Source organism: Phytohabitans maris (genome assembly GCF_031085175.1).
GTDB lineage: Bacteria > Actinomycetota > Actinomycetes > Mycobacteriales > Micromonosporaceae > Phytohabitans > Phytohabitans maris.
Genome location: NZ_JAVHUY010000023.1, coordinates 1 through 22,249, shown reverse-complemented (window position 1 = coordinate 22,249; position 22,249 = coordinate 1). Strand labels below are relative to the sequence as shown.

The 22,249-nt window shown below is 67.8% G+C and carries 23 protein-coding genes and 1 pseudogene; 7 read left to right on the top strand and 17 right to left on the bottom strand.

Translation table 11 applies throughout. The features are described 5' to 3' along the window. Positions 1-84: 84 nt before the first annotated feature. The 3 genes from RB614_RS23830 to RB614_RS23820 form a co-directional block, all read right to left on the bottom strand. Positions 85-951, bottom strand: coding sequence for a substrate-binding domain-containing protein (locus tag RB614_RS23830; protein WP_308714832.1), 867 nt, complete (start codon positions 949-951; stop codon positions 85-87). Positions 952-961: 10 nt separating this feature from the next. Then, positions 962-1,960, bottom strand: coding sequence for an ABC transporter substrate-binding protein (locus RB614_RS23825; protein ID WP_308714831.1), 999 nt, complete (start codon positions 1,958-1,960; stop codon positions 962-964). Between the two features lie 488 nt (positions 1,961-2,448). Then, positions 2,449-3,225: a FadR/GntR family transcriptional regulator gene (locus RB614_RS23820; protein ID WP_308714830.1), complete on the bottom strand. Its 777-nt coding sequence runs from the start codon at positions 3,223-3,225 to the stop codon at positions 2,449-2,451. Between the two features lie 428 nt (positions 3,226-3,653). Between RB614_RS23820 and RB614_RS23815 the strand changes: the two genes are divergently transcribed. Then, on the top strand, positions 3,654-4,097 hold the full coding sequence (locus RB614_RS23815; protein WP_308714829.1) for a MarR family winged helix-turn-helix transcriptional regulator: 444 nt from the start codon (positions 3,654-3,656) through the stop codon (positions 4,095-4,097). Positions 4,098-4,123: 26 nt separating this feature from the next. After that, positions 4,124-5,404, top strand: a complete 1,281-nt coding sequence (locus RB614_RS23810; protein WP_308714828.1) for an MFS transporter — start codon at positions 4,124-4,126, stop codon at positions 5,402-5,404. Positions 5,405-5,586: 182 nt separating this feature from the next. Here the strand turns inward: RB614_RS23810 and RB614_RS23805 are convergent, their stop codons facing one another. After that, positions 5,587-5,718, bottom strand: coding sequence for a hypothetical protein (locus RB614_RS23805; RefSeq protein WP_308714827.1), 132 nt, complete (start codon positions 5,716-5,718; stop codon positions 5,587-5,589). Beyond that, the gene (locus RB614_RS23800; RefSeq protein ID WP_308714826.1) at positions 5,715-6,680 is read right to left on the bottom strand and encodes a hypothetical protein; all 966 of its coding nucleotides are present in this window, start codon (positions 6,678-6,680) and stop codon (positions 5,715-5,717) included. The genes RB614_RS23805 and RB614_RS23800 overlap by 4 nt, the downstream gene beginning before the upstream one ends. A gap of 117 nt (positions 6,681-6,797) precedes the next feature. Here RB614_RS23800 and RB614_RS23795 point away from each other — a divergent pair, with 117 nt between their 5' ends. After that, a complete protein-coding gene (locus RB614_RS23795) occupies positions 6,798-7,550 on the top strand; it encodes a TetR/AcrR family transcriptional regulator (RefSeq protein ID WP_308714825.1) in 753 nt (250 codons plus the stop codon). 6 nt (positions 7,551-7,556) lie between these two features. On the opposite strand, the gene RB614_RS23790 is transcribed toward RB614_RS23795, so the two are convergent. From RB614_RS23790 to RB614_RS23740, 12 genes and pseudogenes are all read right to left on the bottom strand, one after another. Next, a complete protein-coding gene (locus RB614_RS23790; RefSeq protein WP_308714824.1) occupies positions 7,557-7,931 on the bottom strand; it encodes a sensor histidine kinase in 375 nt (124 codons plus the stop codon). 263 nt (positions 7,932-8,194) lie between these two features. Beyond that, positions 8,195-8,656 (bottom strand): annotated as a pseudogene (locus tag RB614_RS44330) (GNAT family N-acetyltransferase); the annotation flags it as partial. A 148-nt stretch (positions 8,657-8,804) separates the two neighbouring features. Beyond that, positions 8,805-9,122 (bottom strand): EthD family reductase, encoded by a 318-nt coding sequence (locus tag RB614_RS23785; protein WP_308714823.1) that lies wholly within the window; start codon positions 9,120-9,122, stop codon positions 8,805-8,807. A gap of 22 nt (positions 9,123-9,144) precedes the next feature. Continuing rightward, positions 9,145-9,852 carry a phosphoenolpyruvate hydrolase family protein gene (locus RB614_RS23780; RefSeq protein ID WP_308714941.1) on the bottom strand — a complete coding sequence of 236 codons (708 nt, stop codon included), beginning with the start codon at positions 9,850-9,852 and terminating at the stop codon, positions 9,145-9,147. An 81-nt stretch (positions 9,853-9,933) separates the two neighbouring features. Next, positions 9,934-10,095, bottom strand: a complete 162-nt coding sequence (locus tag RB614_RS23775; protein WP_308714822.1) for a phosphoenolpyruvate hydrolase family protein — start codon at positions 10,093-10,095, stop codon at positions 9,934-9,936. Continuing rightward, on the bottom strand, positions 10,092-11,336 hold the full coding sequence (locus RB614_RS23770; protein WP_308714821.1) for a Tm-1-like ATP-binding domain-containing protein: 1,245 nt from the start codon (positions 11,334-11,336) through the stop codon (positions 10,092-10,094). Before RB614_RS23770 ends, RB614_RS23775 begins: the two co-directional genes overlap by 4 nt. Then, positions 11,333-12,157 (bottom strand): phosphoenolpyruvate hydrolase family protein, encoded by an 825-nt coding sequence (locus RB614_RS23765; RefSeq protein WP_308714820.1) that lies wholly within the window; start codon positions 12,155-12,157, stop codon positions 11,333-11,335. Before RB614_RS23765 ends, RB614_RS23770 begins: the two co-directional genes overlap by 4 nt. A gap of 2 nt (positions 12,158-12,159) precedes the next feature. Beyond that, entirely contained in the window at positions 12,160-13,665 is a 1,506-nt protein-coding gene (locus RB614_RS23760) for a glycoside hydrolase family 32 protein (protein ID WP_308714819.1), read from the bottom strand. Positions 13,666-13,674: 9 nt separating this feature from the next. Then, a complete protein-coding gene (locus RB614_RS23755) occupies positions 13,675-15,090 on the bottom strand; it encodes a glycoside hydrolase family 32 protein (RefSeq protein ID WP_308714818.1) in 1,416 nt (471 codons plus the stop codon). After that, on the bottom strand, positions 15,087-15,959 hold the full coding sequence (locus tag RB614_RS23750; RefSeq protein ID WP_308714817.1) for a carbohydrate ABC transporter permease: 873 nt from the start codon (positions 15,957-15,959) through the stop codon (positions 15,087-15,089). Before RB614_RS23750 ends, RB614_RS23755 begins: the two co-directional genes overlap by 4 nt. Then, a complete protein-coding gene (locus RB614_RS23745) occupies positions 15,959-16,894 on the bottom strand; it encodes a carbohydrate ABC transporter permease (RefSeq protein WP_308714816.1) in 936 nt (311 codons plus the stop codon). Before RB614_RS23745 ends, RB614_RS23750 begins: the two co-directional genes overlap by 1 nt. 38 nt (positions 16,895-16,932) lie before the next feature. Further along, the gene (locus RB614_RS23740; protein ID WP_308714815.1) at positions 16,933-18,282 is read right to left on the bottom strand and encodes an ABC transporter substrate-binding protein; all 1,350 of its coding nucleotides are present in this window, start codon (positions 18,280-18,282) and stop codon (positions 16,933-16,935) included. A 291-nt stretch (positions 18,283-18,573) separates the two neighbouring features. On the opposite strand from RB614_RS23740, the gene RB614_RS23735 reads away from it, so the two are divergent. The 4 genes from RB614_RS23735 to RB614_RS23720 are packed head-to-tail and all read left to right on the top strand — an operon-like array spanning position 18,574 to position 22,222. Then, positions 18,574-19,596, top strand: a complete 1,023-nt coding sequence (locus RB614_RS23735; protein WP_308714940.1) for a zinc-dependent alcohol dehydrogenase — start codon at positions 18,574-18,576, stop codon at positions 19,594-19,596. A gap of 10 nt (positions 19,597-19,606) precedes the next feature. Continuing rightward, on the top strand, positions 19,607-20,623 hold the full coding sequence (locus RB614_RS23730; protein ID WP_308714814.1) for a LacI family DNA-binding transcriptional regulator: 1,017 nt from the start codon (positions 19,607-19,609) through the stop codon (positions 20,621-20,623). Further along, positions 20,616-21,269 (top strand): alcohol dehydrogenase catalytic domain-containing protein, encoded by a 654-nt coding sequence (locus RB614_RS23725; RefSeq protein WP_308714813.1) that lies wholly within the window; start codon positions 20,616-20,618, stop codon positions 21,267-21,269. The genes RB614_RS23730 and RB614_RS23725 overlap by 8 nt, the downstream gene beginning before the upstream one ends. A 59-nt stretch (positions 21,270-21,328) precedes the next feature. Further along, a complete protein-coding gene (locus tag RB614_RS23720) occupies positions 21,329-22,222 on the top strand; it encodes an IS5 family transposase (RefSeq protein ID WP_308714812.1) in 894 nt (297 codons plus the stop codon). The last annotated feature ends 27 nt before the right edge of the window (positions 22,223-22,249 follow it).

Sequence of the window (22,249 nt, the reverse complement as noted above, 5' to 3'; positions counted from 1 at the left end):
CTTGGCCCTATGGTCAATTGGACTGACCAAAGTATTTCAGCTGCTAGTGACCTCGTCAAGCGGCCGCATCCGCCCGTGGGAGCGTCAGTCGAGGCGTCCGTCGAAGCAGAACAACGCCTCGATCTCGGTGACCGGGGCCGAGATGAGCGCCTGCCGGCACGCGTACTCGGCCGCCAGTTCCACGGCCCGGCGAACCTCGTCCAGGCCACTTCGAGGTCCGGGCGGGAGCCCGTTGTTTTCGACGGAGGTTTCCACCATTCCGTCCGCGAGCAAGCGGTACACCTCACGTACGACGTCGGGGCGCTCGGACGCCAGTCGCGTCGTCACCACGACCATGTGGTTGATCGGAACGCAGCCATGCCGCTGGTACCACGCTCTGTCGCGCTCGGCGAAGTCCGGTACGAGCGGCCGCAGATCCGGGACGGACCGCTGACTCGTGATGGCCGCGTCGATTCGTCCGGAGTAAAGTGCGTCCGTCAGTTTGCCGTCGAGCAGGACCACGTTGTCCGGATCTTCGTACTGGTCGGAGTGCGAGCGGTTGGTGACCGCCCAGGTCATCGCGCTGGCCGGCAGATCGAACTCTTCCTCCATCCAGCCGCGCACCCAGAGTCCGGTCGTCTGGCTGTAGGAGCGGACCCCGACCCGGGCGCCCTTGAGATCAGCGACGGACGACACGTTCGAGGCCGGCGACCCGAAGAGGCTCTTGTGTTTGAAGCTGCCGAGTACCGCGACCGGCAGCAACAGCAGCGGTTTGCCGGCATCCCGCGCTTGAAGGTAGGTACCGATCGCCATCTCACACACGTCGTAGCGTTGTGACCGCACCATGTCCGGAAACGCGGAACGGATGGGGTCGACGGACGGGAAACTCGTTTTCAGGCCCGCGATCTCCGCGCGCGATTTCAGCGTCTTCGTAAACGGTTTGTCCTCGAGGACAACAGATAGTTCGCTCATCACACCCACTTCATGTGTTGACAAACAGTTCATCGACGGTGGGCCGCCGTTGAACAATGTGCTGGCTCACGGCGAAGTCACACAGCGCCTCGAGGCTCGCCCGGTTCTCCTCGATGCCATACGGCAGCGGGTCAGGTCCGACGATCGCCTGCAACGCGCTGTACTCCCGACCCTTGGCGGTGCTGGCCGATCCGGAAGCCAACTCGGTCAGGAAGACGCCCTTCGCTTGGACGAACGCGTCGAGAAGACTCGCCGCCACTTCCGGATGAGCCGCGACGACGGACGACTTGACGGCGAGCAGGGCGTGTATCGGATAGATATGTGTGCGCCGGTACCAGTCGGTCTCCACGGATTCGGCGTCGGGAAAGAGGGGATAGAACCGGTCGCTGGCCGCACGGGCGTCCTCGAAACTCGCGCCGGACACCGACCAGCCCTCCTTGGCCGCGCCCTTGCGGCCGATACCGGCCGGGCCGGTCAAACCGGCGTCAATTTTCCCGTTGGCAAACTGGTCAGCGATCGAGTCACCGGGCGCGGTCTTCTCGACGTTGGACGGCAGCGCGAAGGACGACACGTGCTCCTCGTCGTCGACCACCCAGGTGATGGAGTCGAGATCGACGCCGTACTCGGACTCGAGAATTCCCCGCAGCCACACTCCGGTCGACACCGTGTAGGCCCGCACGCCGATCCGTCGACCCTCTAGGTCTTCAGGAGTCCTGATCCCACTCCCCGGCCGGCACACGATGTCGCCATGGTGGAATCGGCGGGCGAGGAAGATCGGCAGTGCGGTGATCGGCAACCCCGCTTCGCGGGCCGCGAGATAGGTGACCGGGGCCAACCCGCAGACATCGAACTCCAGATCCCTGATCATCCTTCGGTAGGCCGCGACCATCGGGACGACCTCGACGAAGTTCAGCCGCAGCCCCTGCGGTGCCACCGCGCCCTCTTTGAGTGCCCTGGTGTGTGGTGCCGTGCTTACAGCGACACTGAGTTCGACGCCGCCTTCGCTCACGCCTCGCGCTCCTCTCGCCATAGATCGTCCGGCCGGATGCCCAGCCGACGACCTGCGCTTCCATCAAGGTCACCTCGTAATGGACTGACTATAATACCCTTAGACGAGATGTGGAACCCGTCGCATCGGGCCTCCCCAGCTCGTCGAGGGGCCGCTGAATAGCCTCTGGCATGGACGGAGTGGCCACCGGCGCGGGCTACCCGGTGATCGCGAGGCCGTCGCCCGCGGCGATCCGACCGGAGGTCGTCCGGCGGTGGAGGCCGACGCTGGCTATCCGCCGATGTCGCCGGGCCGGCGGGCTGGTCGCGATGCCACCGGCCGCCGGCCGGCGCCGAGCCGCGGGGCCGGCCGGACACGGGATGGGGCGGCACAAGGCGGGCGCGCAGCCGAGCCACCGATCGCGAGGCGAGAACGACGCCGTTGGCGCATCGATGAGGCCGGCTCGTTCAGACACGAGCCGGCTGAAGCGGGACCTCTCCCGCGCGGAATCAGTCCGCAGATTCGCGTTGTTGGCCGGCCCGGACCCGGGCGACGCGGCGCGCTGTTCGGGACAGGTGGGTCCGCATGATCTCGGTCGCGCGGTCGGCGTCGCGGGCCGCGAGCGCCTCGACAAAGTCGCGGTGCTCGTTGGTACCGCGGTGACCCATCAGCGGCGCTGCGACCTGGGCTTCGCGCAGGGACATCAGCAATGGGCCGTGAAACGAATGGACGAGCATCTCGATCGCATTGTTGTGTGTGCACGCGGCGACCCGCTGGTGGAAGGCAGCGGACATCGGCATGCCGTACTGTCCCTTCTTGAGGGCAGCGGCGTGCTCTTCGACCATCGCGCGCAGTTCGGCGATGTCCTCGTCGGTGGCGCGCTCGACGACGATCGGGATGATCCCGAGCTCGACAACCTGACGTGCTTCGGTGACCTCGCTCGCCGTCACCGGCGAAAGGGTGATCAGGTCAGCCAGGCCGGAGCCGACCTGGCTCGTCGTCGGCGAGGTGACGAATGCACCGCCGCGCGCACCGACACGGATCTCGATCAGCCCTCCGGCCTCCAAGACGCGCAGCGCTTCGCGCACGGTCACCCGGCTCACGCCCATCCGCTCGCCAAGCTCACGTTCGCTCGGCAGCCGGTCACCCGGGCGAAGTTTCTCGGACCGGATCAACGTGCGGATCTGGTCGACGATGGCTTCGGACATGCGGTTGGATGTCACGGTCCGAAAGAGGTCGTCGCCAGCTCCGCCGGCTCGGTCCGACTTGTTCGCTACCTCGCTCACTGCGACATGGTCTCACACCTTGAGCACACGGGCTCGCCGTAGTCCTACCGTACGAGGGTATGACCATGGTCATGATTTGCCCCCAAGATCGATCTTGGCCGGTTCGACACGGACACTCGAAGCCCGCACTGGCCGTCACGCGCCGTGTACCGGCGTCGAGCTGGACCCACCCACGCCGTCGGCGGCACGGCTGGTCGCTCGCGCATAGCCGTCCGGCGGGGGTGCCGTCGACAGGGACCCAGCGTTGGATGCCGAATATTCATGACGCCGGCCTTGTGCGTAGCTCAATCGACGACGGGTGATGGCACCCAGTTCATCCACAATGGATCCGCCGACCGACGTGAGCGCGGCCTCGGATGCAGTGGTTCGTTAGCCGAACTAAGTAGTGCTACTGTCGGCCTGTGACGAGGAAACGAAGCGATGGCGGGATGGTCGAGGTCGTCCGCGTGCTGGCACGCCTCGCGCGCCTGATGGAGAGAAACTCGGGCGAGCTGAGCTTGGCCCAGTACCGAGTTCTGGCAGCGGTCGGCGCTGGCGAGGAACGCGCATCGCGCGTGGCTCAACGTCTGGCGCTGGGCAAGCCAACGGTCAGTGCGAGCGTTGACGCGCTGACCCGACGCGGGTTGATCACCAGCGCGTCCGTCGGAGAGGACCAGCGGGCGGTCGCCTTGACGCTGACCCCGCCCGGGCAAGCAATGTTGGACCGCGTTGAGTCGGGTTGGGTCGCGATGCTCGAAGAACTCTGCGCACGAGGCGGACTACCCAACGACGCGCTGGCTGCGCTGGGATCGTTGACGAAGGCCGTCGACGAACTCACCACACGGTCCACCTCGAGCGCCGGTGCGGTGGGCGCGTCGGGTTCGTCCGCATGACAGCGACGCCTCGGAGCAGCCGCGGCTTGCGCGACCGGATCAGCGGCTGGCGCCGGGCCAGCGCAGAGTCGCCGGTATCGATGTTTAGCTCCTTACGTGTCCCCAACTATCGCCTCTACTTCGTCGGGCAGAGCATCTCGGTAGCCGGCAACTGGATGCAGAATCTCGCCATCGGTTGGCTGGTCCTGGAGCTGACCCACAGCGGCACGGTGCTGGGAGTCGTCACGGCCGCCCGCTACGCGCCGCTCTTTCTGCTCGGATCGTGGGGCGGCCTGCTAGCCGACCGGGTGGACAACCGAGGGCTCCTCACACTGACTCAAACGTGCTCGGCGCTACTGTCCTTCGCGCTGGCGCTGGTCTCCTTGTCCGGCACAGCCAACGTCGCCACAGTTTTGGTCCTCGTTCTCCTCCTCGGCCTGGTCAGCGTGTTCGACAATCCGCCGCGTCAGAGCATGATCAGTCAGCTGGTGCCCCGGCCATACCTCGGCAACGCGATCGCCCTCAACTCGATCTCCACCAACCTGGCCCGGGTCGTCGGGCCGGGCGTCGCGGGCGGGATCATCGCGACCATGGGTGTGACGCCCTGCTTCTTCATCAACGCCGTTTCGTTCCTGGCCGTGGTGGGCAGCCTGCTGGTCATGCGGACGTCGGCCCTCGTCCCGACCGAGCGCGTGGCGAAGGCCAAGGGGCAGATTTTGGCGGGTTGGCGCTATGTGGCCAGCCGACCGGAACTGCGCTACCCGCTGATGATGGTGATCGTCACGGGGGTTCTGACCTGGGAGTTCCCCGTGTCGCTCCCGTTGCTGACCACGGGCACGTTTCACGCCGGAGCCGAGGCGTACGGCGCGGCGCTCGCCTGCCTCGCGGTCGGCTCTGTCGTCGGCGGACTGGTCGCGGCGCGACGTCGTGTGGTGACCGTGCGGTCGCTCGCGATTTCCGCCCTGCTGTGGGGAGGTTTGATCTGCGTGGCGTCGGCGGCCCCCACGTTGCCACTCGCGTATGTGGCATTGACGTTTGTCGGCTCCGCCGCTGTGACGTTCAGCTCGATGGCCAAGACCCTCCTGCAAATGGAATGCGCCCCCACCATGCGGGGCCGGGTGATGTCGCTATGGGCGATCTTCTGGCGGGGCGGAAGCGTGCTCGGCGCGCCGCTCGTCGGTGCGATCGGCACGTATGTCGGACCCCGGTACGGCCTGCTGGTGGGCGGCGTCGCCGCGCTCGCCTGCGGTGGTGCCGTGCTCGCGCTACGGTTCGACCGCTCCCCCACGGCCGAAGTGACTCGTGTGGACAGCGAACTCTCGCCGTAACGGCCAGCGCCTCGGATGTGTACGACCGCCGGCACTTGGTAAGCGTTCGACTGACCGTTCCGGCTGTCCCAGGTCACCGCCGAATCGTTGGCGTTGAAGCTGTCCAGGAGCTCGACGGTCATGCGCGGCGCCGTCTTGATCCGCGGGTCGTCCCAACGGGCGTCGCCATCGTGCCCTCTTCTTCAACTGTCTCGTCGACGGGTCCACCACAGGACCATCGCCGCGCCGATGAGCAGGAGCACGACCCCGGTGTATCCCTCGGCGCCGCTGTGGGGTGCGAGGTGCGCGGTGTGGGCCAGCAAGGTCGCGGTCATCGCAGGTCGAAGGTGGTCGCAACGGCTGGAGCCTCGGCGAGGTGGATGGTGTGGGTGGTCGCGATGTGCAGCCAGGCGTTGCCGGTCCGCAGCGTGGTGACGGCCTTCGCGAGACCCCAGAACGCGACCTGCATGAACCAGGCGAGGGACAGGGCGAGCTGCGCGAGTGACCCCCAGGCGAGGAACGCCTCGGTGATGTTGAGGGCGCCGTATGCGAGGGCGGACAGGACCGATCCGGTCACCCAGGATCGCGCCAGGACCGACAGCCGCGGGGTCAGCAGCGCCTGGGTCGTGACCATGATGGGCAGGAACGACCCGAGGGTGAACAGCGCGAGGGTGAGCGCGTGCCCGGCGACTGAGGTCGTGTAGTACTCCGGGGTGGCGACGAAGAAGATCGGCGGGAGTCCGACGAGGATGGCGTACGGCACCCACACCTTGGGCCGGTCGAAGCGCAGCAGCATGCTGTCCGGGCGATAGCCCAGCCGGTAGCGGAAGAACCAGTACGGCAGCACCGCGAGGGTGACGAAATTGAAGATCGCCCAGGTGAGGGTGGTCGTGGGGGTCTGCTGGTCCCAGACCGCCTGCGCGCCGGGGGCGAGCCCGACGAACGCGATGTGTGTGCGGATGTCGAACAGGCTGCCGACCGCCAGGACCGCTGCCATCCAAGCCAGTAGGCCGGCAGTCTCCTTGCCGGGATTGCGGAAGTCGGGGGCGTTGCGGTGGTCGAGCGGTGCACGGCGCTGCACGAGGCAGAACAGGACGGCCAGGCTGACGATGCCGCCGCCAATGCCGGCGAAGTACCCGATCGGCTCCTGGTCGCTAAGCGGCAGCACGGACCGGTCGGTCGTGAAGATATAGACGGTGGCGGCCGCCCAGACGGCGAGGAACAGCAGCAGCCACCGGTTGGTGAACAGGTCGCGGGCGTCGGTCGGTGCGGTCGTCGCAGTGGCGGCGGTCGTCATGGAAGGGACCTCCCAGGCAAGGCCGAACAAATAGCGAACAGTGTTCTCGACAAGAGCATCGCTCTTCTTTCCAGGTCTGTCAAGAACACTGTTCTCGCTTTGTGTGACCATGGTGGGATGACGACCGCTTCCACCGGCCTACGGGCCCGCCGCCGTCAGGAGTTGCTCGCCGCCATCCGCACCGCCGCCCTCGAGGAACTGCGCCGGTCCGGGGCCGCCGGCCTGTCCCTGCGCGCCGTCGCCCGTGACGTCGGGATCGCCGTCTCCGCCCTCTACCGGTACTTCCCGAGCCGCGACGAACTGCTGACCGACCTCATCGTCGCCGCGTTCGACGCGCACGCCGACGCCGTCGAAGCCGGCGGCGCGCACGACGACGTGGGAGAGGCGCTCCACGGGGTCATGCACGCGTACCGGGCCTGGGCCGTAGCCCACCCGGCCGAATTCGGGCTCGCCTACGGCACGCCGGTCCCCGGCTACATCGCGCCACCCGAACACACCGTGCGGGCCGGCACCCGCATCGGCCGGTTCACCCTCGGACTAGTCGCCCGCGCCTACGCAGAAGAACGCCTCAACCCCGACACGCTGCACCGGCGCGCCGCCCGCCAGTCACCAGGCACCGCCGAACAGCTCCAAACCTGGTCCAAACGGCACGGACAGCAGCTGCCGACAGAGGCCCTCGCCGCATGGCTCGACCTGTTTGTGCACCTGCACGGCCTCGTCTCCATGGAAGTATTCGGCCTGCTACGCCCGATCACCCCCGACACCACCCCCTACGCCATCGAGGTCATCGACACCGAACTCGCCGCCCTACTGCTCAGACCTCGACGGTCCAGCCCGAGCTCCGGTGCCGACGCCACTCACACGCGGTAACCGTCGTCAGCGTCGGGGGAGTGCTACCCGCACGGCTAGTCCGCGTTCGGCGCGGGGGTGCAGGGAGACCGTTCCATGGTGGGCGTCGGTGATGGCGCGGACGATGGAGAGTCCGAGGCCGAAGCCGTTGTCGTTGGCGTGGTTGGCGTTGTCCAGGCGGCGGAACGGGTCGAAGAGGGAGTCGGCCTCGTGGGATCGCACGACGGGCCCGCTGTTGGTCACTTCCAGCAGCGCCGCCGCACCGTCCTGTGTGGATGTCGCCACGGTGAGCCAGCCGCCGGAGTGGTTGTGGCGTATCGCGTTGCCGACGAGGTTGGCGACCAGCCATTCGAGGAGGACGGGGTCGCCGACAGCTGGTGCGGGACCGTGCGTGAAGTGCACGCGTACGCCCGCTGTGCCGGCATGGGGGCGGGCCCTTGAGTTCGTCGTCCGGGCCGGCCAGGCCGATCCGCGCGTGCGGCAGGTCCACTGTGGAAAGGCGGTGCGCGGTGGCGGTGATGGCGGCGAGCCGGCCCAGGATCCGCCCGGCGACGAGCCAGCCCAGACCGGCGGAGAGCACTACCATGAACGTCAGCGCGACGGCGGACTGGGTGAGCAACTGGTCGAGTGCGGCCTCGCGCTGCCGCGCGGCTTTCTCGTGCCCGCGCCAGCCGGCACACGGCCTCCAACATGGCGTGGCCGAACCGCCGCCCACGCATGCCGGGCCGCACATAGAGCTCATCCAGGGTCGCGACCGGACCCTCGTACCAGACACTCGGACGGAACGACATGATCGCGACCCCGACGGGCGGTTCGCCGCCGAGAACGGCCACCAGCTCCTCCCCCGCCACCAGACGCCGAAGGCGCGAGGCAAGCACCTTCGTCCCCGGTGACGGCGTGTCGAACTCCCGGTTGAAGGCGTCCAGCAGCTCGGCAACCACAACCGCGTCACGCGCCGTCGCCTGTCGCACCGGTCGTTCCTTCTCAGGCTCCACGCCCGCAACCTTTCCAGTTGCGGGTCCGGCCGCAAACACCCATCCCCACCCGCGGCCGCCAGGATCATGCAAACGAAACGGAACGCGGCGAGCCAACCCGAGCCCACCTGCTAGGACGCACGGCGCCCTCATGTCACCTTGGGTGACAAATAGCGCCGGTGGAGCAGGTTCCACGCCTAGGGCGGGGTCGCCTCCAAGCCGTGGGACTGATCATCCACGACAGATCCCCGGTGGCCCGACACGGTCATTCACACTACGGCATCGATCGGTGGATCAAGGCTTAGCGATAGTCGGTGGTGTCGACAACGACCGCGTGGAGGGCGCTGAGGAACTTCGGTACGTCCTGTTGGGAAGCGATCGACTCCGGCGACTGCTCGTCGGCTTCCCATGCCTCGCGGCTTTCGTACGTCAGGATCGCCCATCCATCCCACGGCTGCGTGATGCCATCTCCCATGGTGTCGCGGTAGATGCCGATTCGATACCGCTTCACCGCGGTGTGAGCGAGCGTGATAGGCACGTGAACGGACCGCCAGTAGTGCTCGAACTCCTCGAGGGACATCTCCGGGCGTCGCCGGACAAAGGTCATGACGGAGAACATGGCTGCTCCTCGTTTGTCGGGGTCATCGGGTCAGGTTCAGGGCCTTGAACTCACGCATCTTGGCGGTCATGGCCCGCTCGGTGGGGATGCGCTCGGTGCTGCTCGCGCCGTAGAAGCCGACGATGTCGCGGCTGTGCTGGAAGACGTAGGCGGCCTCGTCCTGCTCAGCGATCGGGCCACCGTGGCACAGGACGAGTACCTCGGGGTTGACCGCCTTGGCCGCACCCGCGATGGCGTCGCATCGGGCAACCGCGTCGTCGAGGCTCATAGACGTCTGGGCGCCGATCGTCCCCTTAACGGTGACGCCCATGTGCGCCACGATGATGTCGGCACCGGCGTCGACCATCAGCCGGGCCTCCTCCTCTGTGAAGACGTAGGGCGTGGTGAGCAGCCCGAACCCGGCCGCTTCGCGGATCATCTCGACTTCTTTGTCGTAGCCCATGCCGGTCTCTTCCAAGCTTTGGCGGAACAGGCCGTCGATGAGGCCCACGGTGGGGAAGTTCTGCACGCCGCAGTAGCCGAGTTTGACCAGCTGCTCGAGGTAGACGCGCATGATCCGGAACGGGTCTGTCCCGCAGACGCCGGCAACGACCGGGACGTCTGCGGCCATCGGGATGACCTCCGGCGCCATGTCCGCCACGATCCCGTTGCCGTCGCCGTAGCAGAGGTAGCCGGCGGTCGATCCGCGGCCGGCCATCCGGTACTTTCCCGAGTTGTAGACGATGATCAGGTCGGGGGCGGCGGCGGGGGGGGCGGGGGGGGGGGGCCCCCCCCCCCCGCCCCCCCCCCGGGGGGGGGGGGCGGGGGGGCCCTACTTGCCGGCGTTGAAGCCGATCACCTGGCCGGCGCCCCGGGCGGCGGCCCACTTCGCGGAGAGCCCGATGCCGGCCCCGGCACCGATGATCGGGCTGCCGGCGGCCACTTGGGCGCGCATCCGATCCAGGATCGCGGTCTTGTCCATCAGCGTGTTCACGTGAGACTCCTGTTCCATAGCGCGAGAAAGCGGTCGACGACGAAGTCGGCGAAGGTCGGCGCGTTGATGTCCTCCGGTCTGTCCAGCACCGGGACTCCGGCGGGCGCGGACGCGCGAACGGCGTCGAAGAGGGCCTCGTCCGCGTCCGGATCGTCCAGTGCGGCACCGGCCATCTCGTAGTCGGAGAGTCCGCCACGGGGCAGCACCACTTCGGTGGCGACCGCGCCGTCGATGCGATCCATCAGCTCTTTCCCGATCTGCGCGCATTCTGTGGCGTTGGCGCGCACGATCGTCACGGTGGGGCTGTGGGAGAGCAGGACACGATTCGGGGTGAGGAAGCGGCCGGGCACGGTCGGTCTGGCACCGAACGTGATCTGCGCCGCGGCACCCGGGACGACGACTCGGGGGATGGCCGCGCGGGTGGCGGCGCGCATCCGGTCGGGCCCAGCAGTGAAGACACCGCCGAACAGATCATCGGTGACCTCGCTGGGCGTAAGGTCGACGACACCGGCGATCTCCCCTGCGTCGATCATGCCGTCAAGTACGCGCCCCCCGCTTCCGACGGCGTGGAAGACCACCGTTTCGAAGCCAGCTGCGTGGAGGCGTTCTTGGATGCGGTGCCCGGCACGGGTGGTGGTGCCGAACATGGTGATCCCGATGAGCGGCGCGGTCGATGGGGTGGCGTCGGGCCGCTGCAGTACCATGCCGGCGACCGCGTTCGCGGCGTTGGCGATGGCCTGCCGGGTGACCCGGTTCAGACCCGAGATGTCGGCGATCGAGTAGAGGAAGGCGAGGTCGTGCCCGCCGAAGTAGCCCCCGGCGTTGTCCGGCGTCATGGTCGACAGCAGCATTTTCGGGACACCGACGGGCAGCGCGCGCAGCGATGCGCTGACCATGGTGGAGCCCTGTCCGCCGCCCATCCCGAAGGCGCCGGCGATCCGCCCTTCGTCGTACAGGCGCCGGGTGACGACCGCGGTGCCCTGCGCCATCTGCTCGATGATGCGACCTCGCTCCCCCGCCTCGTGCCGGCGGCCGCGCATCTCGGCGAGGCTGTGCCCGGCGGCGCGGGCGACCTCGTCGGCGCCGATGTCCGGCTGCCAGGCAGGATCGCCGACCACGCCGCAGTCGATCATCACCGGGTCGATGCCGGCCCTGCGCAGGATGGTCAGCGCATAGGCGAACTCCTCGCTTTTGGTGTCCAGCGACCCGATGACGGCGACGGATGGCCGGTCGGTGCTCATGATGCCCGGAGCCGGATCGCGCGGAACTGTTTCGTGCTCGCCCGCACCGCCTCGTTCACCGGTATCCGCTCGAGCGAGGACCCCGCGATGTAGCCGACCGCGGAGGTCTCGGCCAGCACCCGGGCGACTGCGGCGGGGGTTTCCAGGGGGCCGCCGTGGGCGATCACGTGGATGTTCGGGGCGATTTCCCGGGCCGCCCGTGCCATCTGTTCGGTGCGGTGGACCGCGTCCTGCAGTGCCTCCTCCAAGTCGCTGAAGGAGCCTGTGGTGCCCAGGTGCGGCGAGATCGCGTCGGCTCCGGCTTCGGCCATGCGCCGGGCGTCATCGGTGTCGAAGACATAGACCAGCGAGAAGATCCCTCGCTGGCGGCAGATGCGGACCATCTCGACTTCGCGGTCGTAGCCCAGACCGGCCTTCTCCAGTTCGGCACGGAAGGCTCCGTCGTAGGTGCCGGACGTGGGGGTGTTGACAACTCCGGCGTATCCAAGCCGCAGCAGTTGGTCGAGAAGCCGGCCGAGGTCGCGGTACGGATCCGCGGCCCCGACGCCGGCAATCACCGGCGTACCCCCGGCGGCCGGGATGATGCGCGCCGCGAGATCGAGCGTGATGCCGTTGGCATCGCCGTAGGGCAGGTAGCCGAGCAGGGAAGAGTGGCCATCCATCCGGAACCGGGCGATGTTGTACGTCATCACGGCGTCGACGCCGGCCGACACTGCCGCCTTACCCACCAGCCCGACACCCGCTCCGGCGAGAATGAAGGCTTCGCCGGAGCGGGCCCGTGCGTCGATCCGGGCCTGAAGTTCGCTGCGCCAATCAGTCACACTCAGACTCCCAACCGTGATCGAGCGACTCCGAAGCGGAAGTCGCGGAAGGTCACCGGCGTGTGCACGCCCGCCGCGTAGATGCCCCACTCACCAGCGGGCTGGCCGTAGCCGCGGGTGGACAGGGCGACATCGTTGATGTAGGCGACGATCGAAGATCCGTCGAGGACGACCTGGATGCGAACCCTGCCTGACTCGTCGATCCGCAAAGGACGTTCGATCTCGAAGTCCGCGGCGGAAACGTACTCACGGTCGCCGTCGGGATCGAACGGAATGACGATCTTATGCGGGCGCCGGTCGAAGACCACTCGACCGTGCTGCGGCTCGAGCCGGATCAGCAGCGCTTTCTGGAAGTCGCTGCTGGTCCGCAGCCCGATACCGACCTCCTCGGCGGTGTACCCGGCGTCAATCGTGACGTCGAGCAGGCACGTGTCGTCGAGCCGGCCAAGGCTGCACCAGCCAAAGCCCGGTCCGTCGAAGGAGGCGCTCGTCGAGTCGAGATCCCATTCCCCGATCCGCGGGCACGGCCGCACGTCCTGTGTCTCGAAACGTCGCAGGAACTCAGGGACCGGCGAGGTGGCCCACGTCCCATCGGCACGCGAGGTCAGCTCATGCGCGACGAGGTGACCACCCCACTGGCGATGACCGAGGTCGCGGTCCATACCCCGGGTTGCCAGCCAGCCGACGTAGAAGCGTCGCTGGCCATCGGTGACGGTCTTCGCGGCGTAGACATCATTGCTGTCGAAGGCGTCGTGCTCCGGAATCTGCCAGGGACCGCCGAACTGGTCCGCGACTCGGTAGCGGGTCGCGAACCGTTCCGAGTACGACGAGTAGACCAGGTAGTGCCGACCGTTGTGGGTGAAGTATTCCGGGCATTCCGGTGTCAGTGTCGTGCCCGGGTTGAACAGCGGAGGGTGGAACTCCCACGTCTCCAGGTCGGATGAGGTCGCGTACCCGACCGCACCTCGCCGGTGCTCGGGGCCGCTGGTGAGCGGAACCTGCCCGGCGAAGATCATTCGCCACTCGCCGCTGTCCGCGTCCTGCCAGACGAACGGGTCGCGGAAGCAGTCCGGCAGGTAGTGCTCTGGCGTGGTGCGGATCTCCCACTTCGGGTCCTTGGTCCAGGTCACCAGGTCGGAACTGACGGCTCGCAGCACCACCTGTTCCGGCCGGCCCGGGGGTGGATCCGGGTTGATGCCGCCGTAGAACATGACGTAGTCGTCCGGGCCTCGCTGGACAACGCAGCCGGCGCCGGCGAGGGGGTCGCGCTCCTCCGGGCGCCCCCGGTAGAGCGCCATCGGTAGCTCTTCGAACGTGGCGAAGTCGTCGGTGACGATGTGCGCCCAGTCCAGACCGCGCCACACGCCGTTGAGCTGGTCGACGTCGTCGCTGGCGCAGAAGATGTAGAAGATGTGGTACCGGCCATCGGCATAGATGGGGTTGGCGTCGCCGAAGTAGCCGTCATCTGGCTTGTACAGCACGCGGCGGGGAATGATGGACGAGGTCAAGTGAGACTCCTAACTGTTGGCGTGCCAACTGGACAGCGGCCAGGCGGCGAAGCTGCCGATGGTGACTTCGCCGCCGACGGCGGCGGCGACGATGGTGAGGTCCGCGGGCTCGGGCCATGGGAACCGCGCGGTCAGGGCGCGGCCGTCCGGGGTGAACACTTCGAGGACGCCCGCGTCGATGACGATTCGCAGCGATGGTGGACACTGGTGGAGCAGGTCGACCCGGAAGGTGCTGAGCTGGTCGCCCCCGAGTCGCGGCGCGACGGTCAGCAGTTGGTCGGCGGCTCGCCACTCAAGTACGACGGCGTTGCCGGTGGCGTCCCGGAGGCCCAACAGCAGGCGGGCCGTCGGGTCGCTGTCCCAGGTGACCTCGATGTCGGCGGCGGCACCGCGCAGCCGGGCCAGGTTGACCGAGCGGTCGAGGTCGCCCGGGAGGCGGCTGCGGCGGCCGAGTGCCACGCTGTGACGGGTGACCGGGTCCTCTCGCAGCAACGCCCACTCGGCTGCCGGGCGGGAGCGCACCTGGTTGTTCTCGAGCCAGAGTTCGCGGGGAAGGCTCAACGCCCCGGCCCAGTCGTCCGGGCCGAGCGCGGCGGCTGTTTCCTGGATCCAGCCCCAGATGAGTACGCGGGACTGCTGCACCAGGGCGGCGGCCGCGTAGAGGCGGCTTCCTTCGTCGAGGACTCCGGAGGCCGTGGGCACGAAGCGGTTCCCGTCCCAGTCCCCCAGTGCCCAGGCCGAGCGGAGCAGGATCCCGCTCTCCTGGACGCTGACGATGAGCAGCCAGCGCTCGCCCAGCTTGACCAGCTGCGGGCATTCCCAGACGGCGCCGCGCAGCGCCGGATGGCCGTCGAGTCGCTGCTCGGCCAGTACGACACCGGTGAACTCCCAGGTACGCAGGTCCGGCGAGCGATAGCCGAGCAGGGCGCCCCGACCGTCGACATCGGCACCGAGCAGCATCGTCCACTTCTTGCCGTCACGGAACACGTAGGGGTCGCGGAATGCCTTGACGCGCAGACCGGGCGGCGGGCCGGAGATAACCGGATTGGCCGGGTCCTTGGTCCACGTGTCGGTGCCGGTCAGCGTCGCCAGTGCGACGGTCTGTGCCCAGGCTCCGTCGTGCTGCTGTACGGCGGTGTACGCCAGCCGCGGGTGCCCGTCGTCGTCGAGGAAGGAGCAACCGGACCAGCAGCCGTGGCGGTCGGGGCCCTCGGAACCGGGTGTCAGGGCGGGTGGCAGCTCCTGCCAGTGCACCAGGTCCCGGCTGGTCAGCCAGCCCCACCGGATCGTTCCCCAGGTCGGCGCCTGTGGATGGTGCTGGACGAAGAGGTCGTACCGTCCGTTGCTGTACAGCGGTGCGGTGGGATCGTTGATCCAGCCGTGCCGCGGACGGGGATGGGCCACGGGCAGAGGTCGCGCGGTCATGACTTGCTGCTTCCGGTCAGTAGGCCGCGGACGAAGTAGCGTTGCAGGGCGATGAAGACGACCAGCGGGACCGCGATCGCGATGAACGCGCCGGCGGACAGCAACTGCCACTGGGTGCCGTTCGTTCCGGCCAGCTGGGCCAGCCGCACGGTCAGCGGCGCGATCTGTGGGGCGCCGCCGGCGAAGGCTAGCGAGACCAGCAGGTCGTTCCAGACCCAGAGGAACTGGAAAACTCCGAACGCCGCGATGCCGGGCATGGACAGCGGGATGACGATGCGCCAGATGATCGCGGCGTGCGTCGCCCCGTCCACCCGGGCGGCCTCGATGAGCTCGGCGGGCAGCTTGGCGATGAAGTTGTGGATCAGGTAGATCGCCAGCGGCAGTGCGAACGTCGTGTGCGCGATCCACAGTGTCCAGAACGTGCCGGCGACGTGCAGGCTGACAAAGAGCTTCAACAGCGGGATCAGGGCGACCTGGACCGGCACGATCTGGACCGCGAAGACGGCGAGGAACAGCAAGTCGCGGCCGGGGAAACGGATCCATGCGAACGCGTACGCGGCCAGCACGGCGAGCAGGATGGGCATGATCACCGCCGGCACGGCGATGACGACCGAGTTCACGAAGATGGAGCCGAGCCCTGCGGAGTCGCCGGACAGCACCTGGGTGTAGTTGTCCAGGGTCAGGCGCGGGTCGGTGAAGAACGTCCACCACCCGGTGCTCTTGATCTGAGCCTCGGGGCGGAACGAGGAGAGCAACAGGCCGAAGGTCGGTATGGTCCAGACGGCGGCGATGATGACGGTGGCGACCGTCGCCGTCAGGGATCCCAGCCGAGTCTTCGCGCGCGCGGCCGCGGCGGCGAGCGTGGTCATCAGGCGTCGGCCCTTCGGTACTGGCGAACGTTGTAGACGACGATCGGGATGACGAATAGGAACAGCACGGTGGCCAGGGCGGATCCCACCCCTACGTTGAAGAAGCGGAAGGTCTGTGCGTAGTACTCGTTCGCGATGACGCTCGTGTTGAACTGCCCGCCGGTCATGGTGAGAACGACGTCGAAGACCTTGAGTACCGCGATGGTGATGGCGGTGAGCACGAGCACCAGGGCGGCGCGGATGGACGGCAGGGTGATGTGGAGGAAGGTCTGCAGCGCGCCGCAGCCGTCCAGACGCGACGCCTCGATGGTTTCGGACGGAACGCCCTTGATGGCGGCGGAAACCACCGTCATAGCGAACCCCGCCTCGATCCAGATCATGACGACCATGAGGAAGAGGGTGTTCCAGGGTTCACGGGTGACGAAGTGTTGAGGGTCTCCCCCCAGCCAGACGATGATCTGATTGAGTAGGCCGATCTGTGCGATGTCGGGCTGGTTGGCCCGGTACTCGTAGACGAACTTCCAGATGATTGCCGCACCCACGAACGAAATGGCCATCGGCAGGAAGACAAGCGTCTTCGCCAGCACCTCCCACCGGACCCGGTCGGCCAGAACCGCGTACACCATGCCGATGACGGTGGACACGATCGGGCAGATCACGATCCAGAGCATCGTGTTGACGATGACTCGTCGCATGCTGGGGTCGTTGACCAGCGTGCTGTAGTTGGCCATGCCCACGAAGTGCTGGGTCTGCGCGTCGAAGAACGACGCGACGATCGTGCGGATCGCCGGGTAGACCAGACCCACGCCGAGCAGCAGGAGGGCTGGACCGGTCAGGAGGATGGGTGCGACGGCCCTGCCGCGGGTTTCCAGCCTCCCGACCGTGACGAGGATCCCGGCGAACACGACCGCGAACACTCCGAGGACGAGGGCCATCTGGCCGAACTTCTCGGTTACCGACATGGGGGTGTCCCTCAGTTGTGCGGCCAGGACTTTTCGATGGCGTCCAGCGTCTGGGTGGTGCTCTGACCGGAGATCCAGTTCGTGATCTCCTTCCAGAAGGTGCCGGCACCGACCACCGCGGGCATTAGGTCGGATCCGTCGTACCGGACGACGGCCTTCGGATCGGCCAGGATGGACGCGGACAGGCGCGACACCGGACTCGGGTACCGTGTCGCGTCCACGCCGGAGTTGGGCGAGACCCGGCTGGTGGTGGAACTGGCGGCCTGGGCGTTCGCGGCCGCGGGCGAGGACAGGTATGCCTGCAGTGCGAAGACCTCGTCCCGGTCGTTGAACGCGACCGCGAATTCGCCACCGACCTCGGTCGCTTGCGGGACGTCCGGCTTCATGGCCGGCAGCGGGAACGCGTACACGTCGCCGTCCTCGCCGACCGTGGTGCCCTGCGGGAAGATGGAGCCGTAGAAGTCGCCGATGTGGTACATGCCGCATTTGCCGGTCGCCACACCGAGTCCGGCATCCTGGAAGGTCGTCGAGGCGATGCTCGCCACGTCGCCGATGCCGCCGTTGACGTAGCGCGGGTCCTTCAGGATGCGGCCGACGGTGTCGAGGGCGGTCGCCACGCGCGGGTCGTTGAACGGCACCTGGTGCGCCACCCACTGGTCGTAGAAGGCAGTGCCTTCCTGGCGAAGGATCACGTCCTCGAGCCAGTCGGTGAGCGGCCACCCGGTGGCGGTGCCCGATGCGACTCCCGCGCACCAGGGCATGATGCCGTCCCGGACCATCCGGTCGGACAGCGCGAGCATCTCGTCCCAGCTCTTCGGCACCTGGTAGCCGCGCTCGGTGAAGACCCTGGGCGAGTACCAGACGATCGACTTCACGAACGCACCCGCGGGCGCTCCGTAGACCTTGCCGTCGACGGTGCCGTACTCCTTCCAGGTGCTCGAGTAGTACTGGTCCAGATTGGACAGCACCGCCTTCGGAGCCTCCTTGGCCGATCCGGTACGCACGACCGTGGCGAGCACCGCCGGCGACGGGATCAGCGCGATGTCGGGCGGGGTCCCGCCCTGTATCCGCACGGTGAGCTGGGCCTCGAAGTCCCGGGAGCTCTCCAGCACGACCTTCGCGCCGGTACACCGGGTGAACGGGGTGAAGGTGTCCTTGTACTGCTGGTCCTCCGGGGCCGTGATGTTCGTGTAGACGTTCACCGACTTGCCGGACAGGTTCCCGTAGCCGGCGAAGTCTTCGCACCCCGGGCCGCCGACCTCCGCTGAACCGGCATCGTCACCACAACCCGCGAGACCCACACCGAGCCCCATGGCTCCCACCAGCGCGGCCACAAGACCGCGACGCACAACGATTCGCATTGCTGTCCCCTTCCGTCGAGGAACCTGGACGGCTCTGCCGTGGCGTCATTCAACGGCGGTGCCAATGATTTGCGCAATCGTTTACGGTAACGAAACAATAACGGTCACAATCTGACGTAAACTTACCGGACTCTAATGCCTATATCGGGCCAGATGGCAGGCAGGGAGTGACGCTTCCGCAAACGATTACCTACCATGGGTCCAGCGTGGTCGACCGCGACAGGAAGGGACTGCCTCATGAAGGGCACAGGGATCGTGTTCCCTCGGCCGTACCGTGCCGAGTTGGAAGCCGTGGAGCTCGATCCGGGCGCGCTGGGTCCCACCGAGATCCTGGTGCGCAGCGACATCTCGCTGGTCAGCCCCGGAACGGAAACCTCGTACTTCACCGGCGTGATGAGCGACGCGCCGGCGATCTACTCGCAGGTTCCCGCCTTCGACGGCGCCGGCGTCAGTGACGGGACGGCCGTTTTCCCGGCCCGAACCGGGTACGCCAACGTCGGTACGGTGGTGGCGGCGGGGGACGGGCCGGCGCAGAGCATGCTCGGCCGATCGGTCTTCACCATGTCCCGGCACGCGTCCATCGCGGTCTGCGACACCGCCTTCTTCGCAGTCGAGGTCCCCGCCATGCTGGACCCGCGGGTCGCCGTCTTCGCACGCCTCGCCGGTGTCGGGATCACCGCGCTGCGCGCGGCTCATGCCGCCGCGGGAGATCCGGTCGCCGTCGTCGGCCTCGGCCTAGTAGGAAACCTCGCCGCCCAACTGTTCCAGCTCGCCGGCTGCGAGGTTGTCGCGTTCGACCCCAGCGCGGAGCGCCGTGACGTGGCGCGGCAGTGCGGCGTCGCCACCGTCGTCGACCCGATCGTCGATAATCCTGTGGAGTTCATGCGCTCGCGCTCGGGCGGAGACGTCGCCGACGGCGCCGCCATCACGGTGGAGGCGACCGGCCAGCCCTCGCTGGCAGTGCAGGCCATCGAGATGACGGCTCAGTACGGATCGGTCGTTCTGCTCGGCACCCCGCGGGTGCGCTACTCCGCAGACCTCACCGGCGCGCTTGCCCGGGTGCATTGGCTCGCCATCAACGTCCTCGGCGGCCTGGAATGGAGGTACCCCATCGCGAAACGCACGCCTCGGGCACGGTTCACCATCGAAGACAACTACCGGCAGATCCTCGCCTGGCTCGCCGCCGGTCGGCTGCAGACGCACCCGCTGGCCACACATGTCCTCGCGCCCGAGCAGTGCCAGAATGCGTACCAGGGGATCGCCAACGACCCCCAGCGCCATCTGGGAGTCCTGTTCGATTGGAGCACGTTCTGACATGGTGAGGATGGCCGACATCGCGAACGCCGCCAACGTCTCGGTCGCCACCGTGTCTCATGTGATCAACGGCACCCGCCCAGTGAAGGAAAGTACGCGGCTGCGTGTCGAGGCCGCGCTCGACGCCGCCGGCTACCGGCGGGACCGGCTGGCTCGCGCCATGCGCCGCAGCACCACCGAGACGGTGGGCGTGGTGGTTTCCGACCCGACCCAGCCGGTCTTCGGCCAGATGATCCAGGGCGTCGCGAAGGAGGCCCGAGCCGCCGGCTACGCGATGATGCTGGCCAGTTCGGCGGATGACGGGCAGCAGGAGCTGGAGGCGATCAAGACGTTCAAGGAGCATCGCGTCGACGGCATCATCCTCGCCGAGGTATCGCACGACCTGGCCGGCTTCGACGAGATGCTCCGGCCCGATTCGATTCCCCTGGTCCTGCTGGACCGCCTGGCCAGCCGCCGGCTCGACCAGGTCGGCGCGGAGACCGTCGGCCCGATGAAACGGATCGTGGACCACCTCATCGGCAACGGGTACGACGACATCGCGATCGTGGCTGGCGATCTCAGCGTCCCAACGCTGCAGGAACGGTTCGAAGGATACCGGCAGGCGCTCGATGCGGCCGACATACCTCTGCGCTCCGACCGTGTGGTGGACGACGTGCGTACCGAACGCGAGGTTCGCGCGGCCATGCGGCCGATTCTGCAAGGCAACGAGCGCCCGCGAGCCCTGGTCACCAGCAGCACCAACATCACCGCTGGGGTCCTCGGTGCCCTCCATGACCTCGATATGCGGACTCCGCGCGACGTTGCCCTGGTCTCCTTCGACGAACTTCCCTACGCCGAGCACTTCGCCCCTCGGATCACCTCCGTGGTCCAGCCCGCGGTGCAAATGGGCGAGCACGCCATGCGTCTGCTGCTTCGACGCCTACGCAACCCGGACGCCCAGGCCCGGACGATTCGCCTCAAGCCCCGGTTCGTCCATCGCCAGTCCTGCGGCTGCCCGGCAGGCGCCCCGTCGCCCTTCGGTGACTGAAGCGATGAAGGCGGCACGAATTGCCGGCGCCGGCCGGGCGCATCTGGTGGAGGCGCCCGAGCCCGCGGCGTCCCCCGGGTTCGCCCGCGTACGGGTCACGGTGGCTCCACTGTGTACGGAGTTCCAGGACTTCACCGCGGGCACTCGGGTCGGCGAACCCCTCGGGCATGAAGCCGTGGGCGTCGTCGAGCAGGCCGACCGGGGCAGCCGGGTCCGGCCCGGCGATCGCGTCGTCGCCATGCCACTGCTCGGATGCGGACGCTGCGACATGTGTCGCGGTGGCTGGTACATCCACTGCCCGTACGGGCGTACTGGCGAGCAACCGCTGGGGACTCTCGCGGAGGCGATCCGCAAGCCGGACGACCTGCTCATCCCGATCCCTGACAACCTCGATGACGAGCTCGCCTCGCTCGCCTGCTGCGCGCTAGGCGCGTCGTTCGGCGCGTACGAGACAGCCGGCGTCGCGTCGTCGGACCGGGTCCTGGTCACGGGGCTGGGCCCGGTCGGGCTGGGAGCCGTGGTCAACGCGGCCTGTCGCGGTGCGCCGGTCGTCGCGGTCGAGACCGGTGAGTACCGCTCCCGCCTAGGCCGCGTACCAAAGTCGGTCGGTGACGGTTTGGGAATTTCGGCGTGTCAGGACCGGTAGATAGCGAGGTCTCCGGTAGATGAGTTTTCGACCAAGAAGACCATCTATACGGAGACCTCGTGGCCACTGTAGCGGTGACGAGGCGGCACGACCTGACCGACGCGCAGTGGGCGGTGCTGGCGCCGTTGCTGCCGACGCCGAAGAAGGCCGGACGGCCGCCGATATGGACCAAACGGCAGCTCATTGACGGGATCCGGTGGCGGACCCGGGCTGGCACGCCCTGGCGAGACATGCCGGAGTACTACGGGTCGTGGGTGGCTGCCTACAACCTGTTCCGACGCTGGCAACGCGCCGGAACCTGGGCCCTGATCCTGAGCACGCTGCAGGCCATGGCGGACGCGGCCGGCCGGATCGTCTGGGATGTCTCGGTCGACTCGACGGTAGCCCGTGCGCATCAGCACGCCGCCGGGGCGCGTAAGAACGCAGCTGCGCAGGCCGAACCGCCCGGCGGGGTACGCGATGAGCCGGCCGACCACGCGTTGGGCCGCTCCCGCGGCGGGCTGACCACGAAGCTGCACCTGGGCTGCGAGCAGGGCCAGAAGCCACTGTCGATCGTGCTGACCGCCGGGCAACGCGGGGACAACCCGCAGTTCATCGCGGTGCTTGAGGGGATCCGGGTACCCCGGCTGGGCGGCGGCCGACCCCGGACCCGCCCGGACCGGGCCCTGGCGGACAAGGCGTACACCAGCAAGGGCACCCGCCGCTACCTACGCCGACGCGGAATCAAGGCGACCATCCCGTCCAAGGCCGACCAGGACGCCAACCGGCGCAAGCTCGGGGCCAAGGGCGGCCGGCCACCAACCTTCGACCCCGAGACCTACAAGCAGCGCCACGCCGTGGAATGCGGCATCAACCGGCTCAAACGCAACCGAGCCGTGGCCACCAGATACGACAAGCTAGCCGTCCGCTACGAAGCCACCGTGCACATCGCCGCAATCAACGAATGGCTCTAAACCGACTTTGGTACAGGCCCTAGCGCT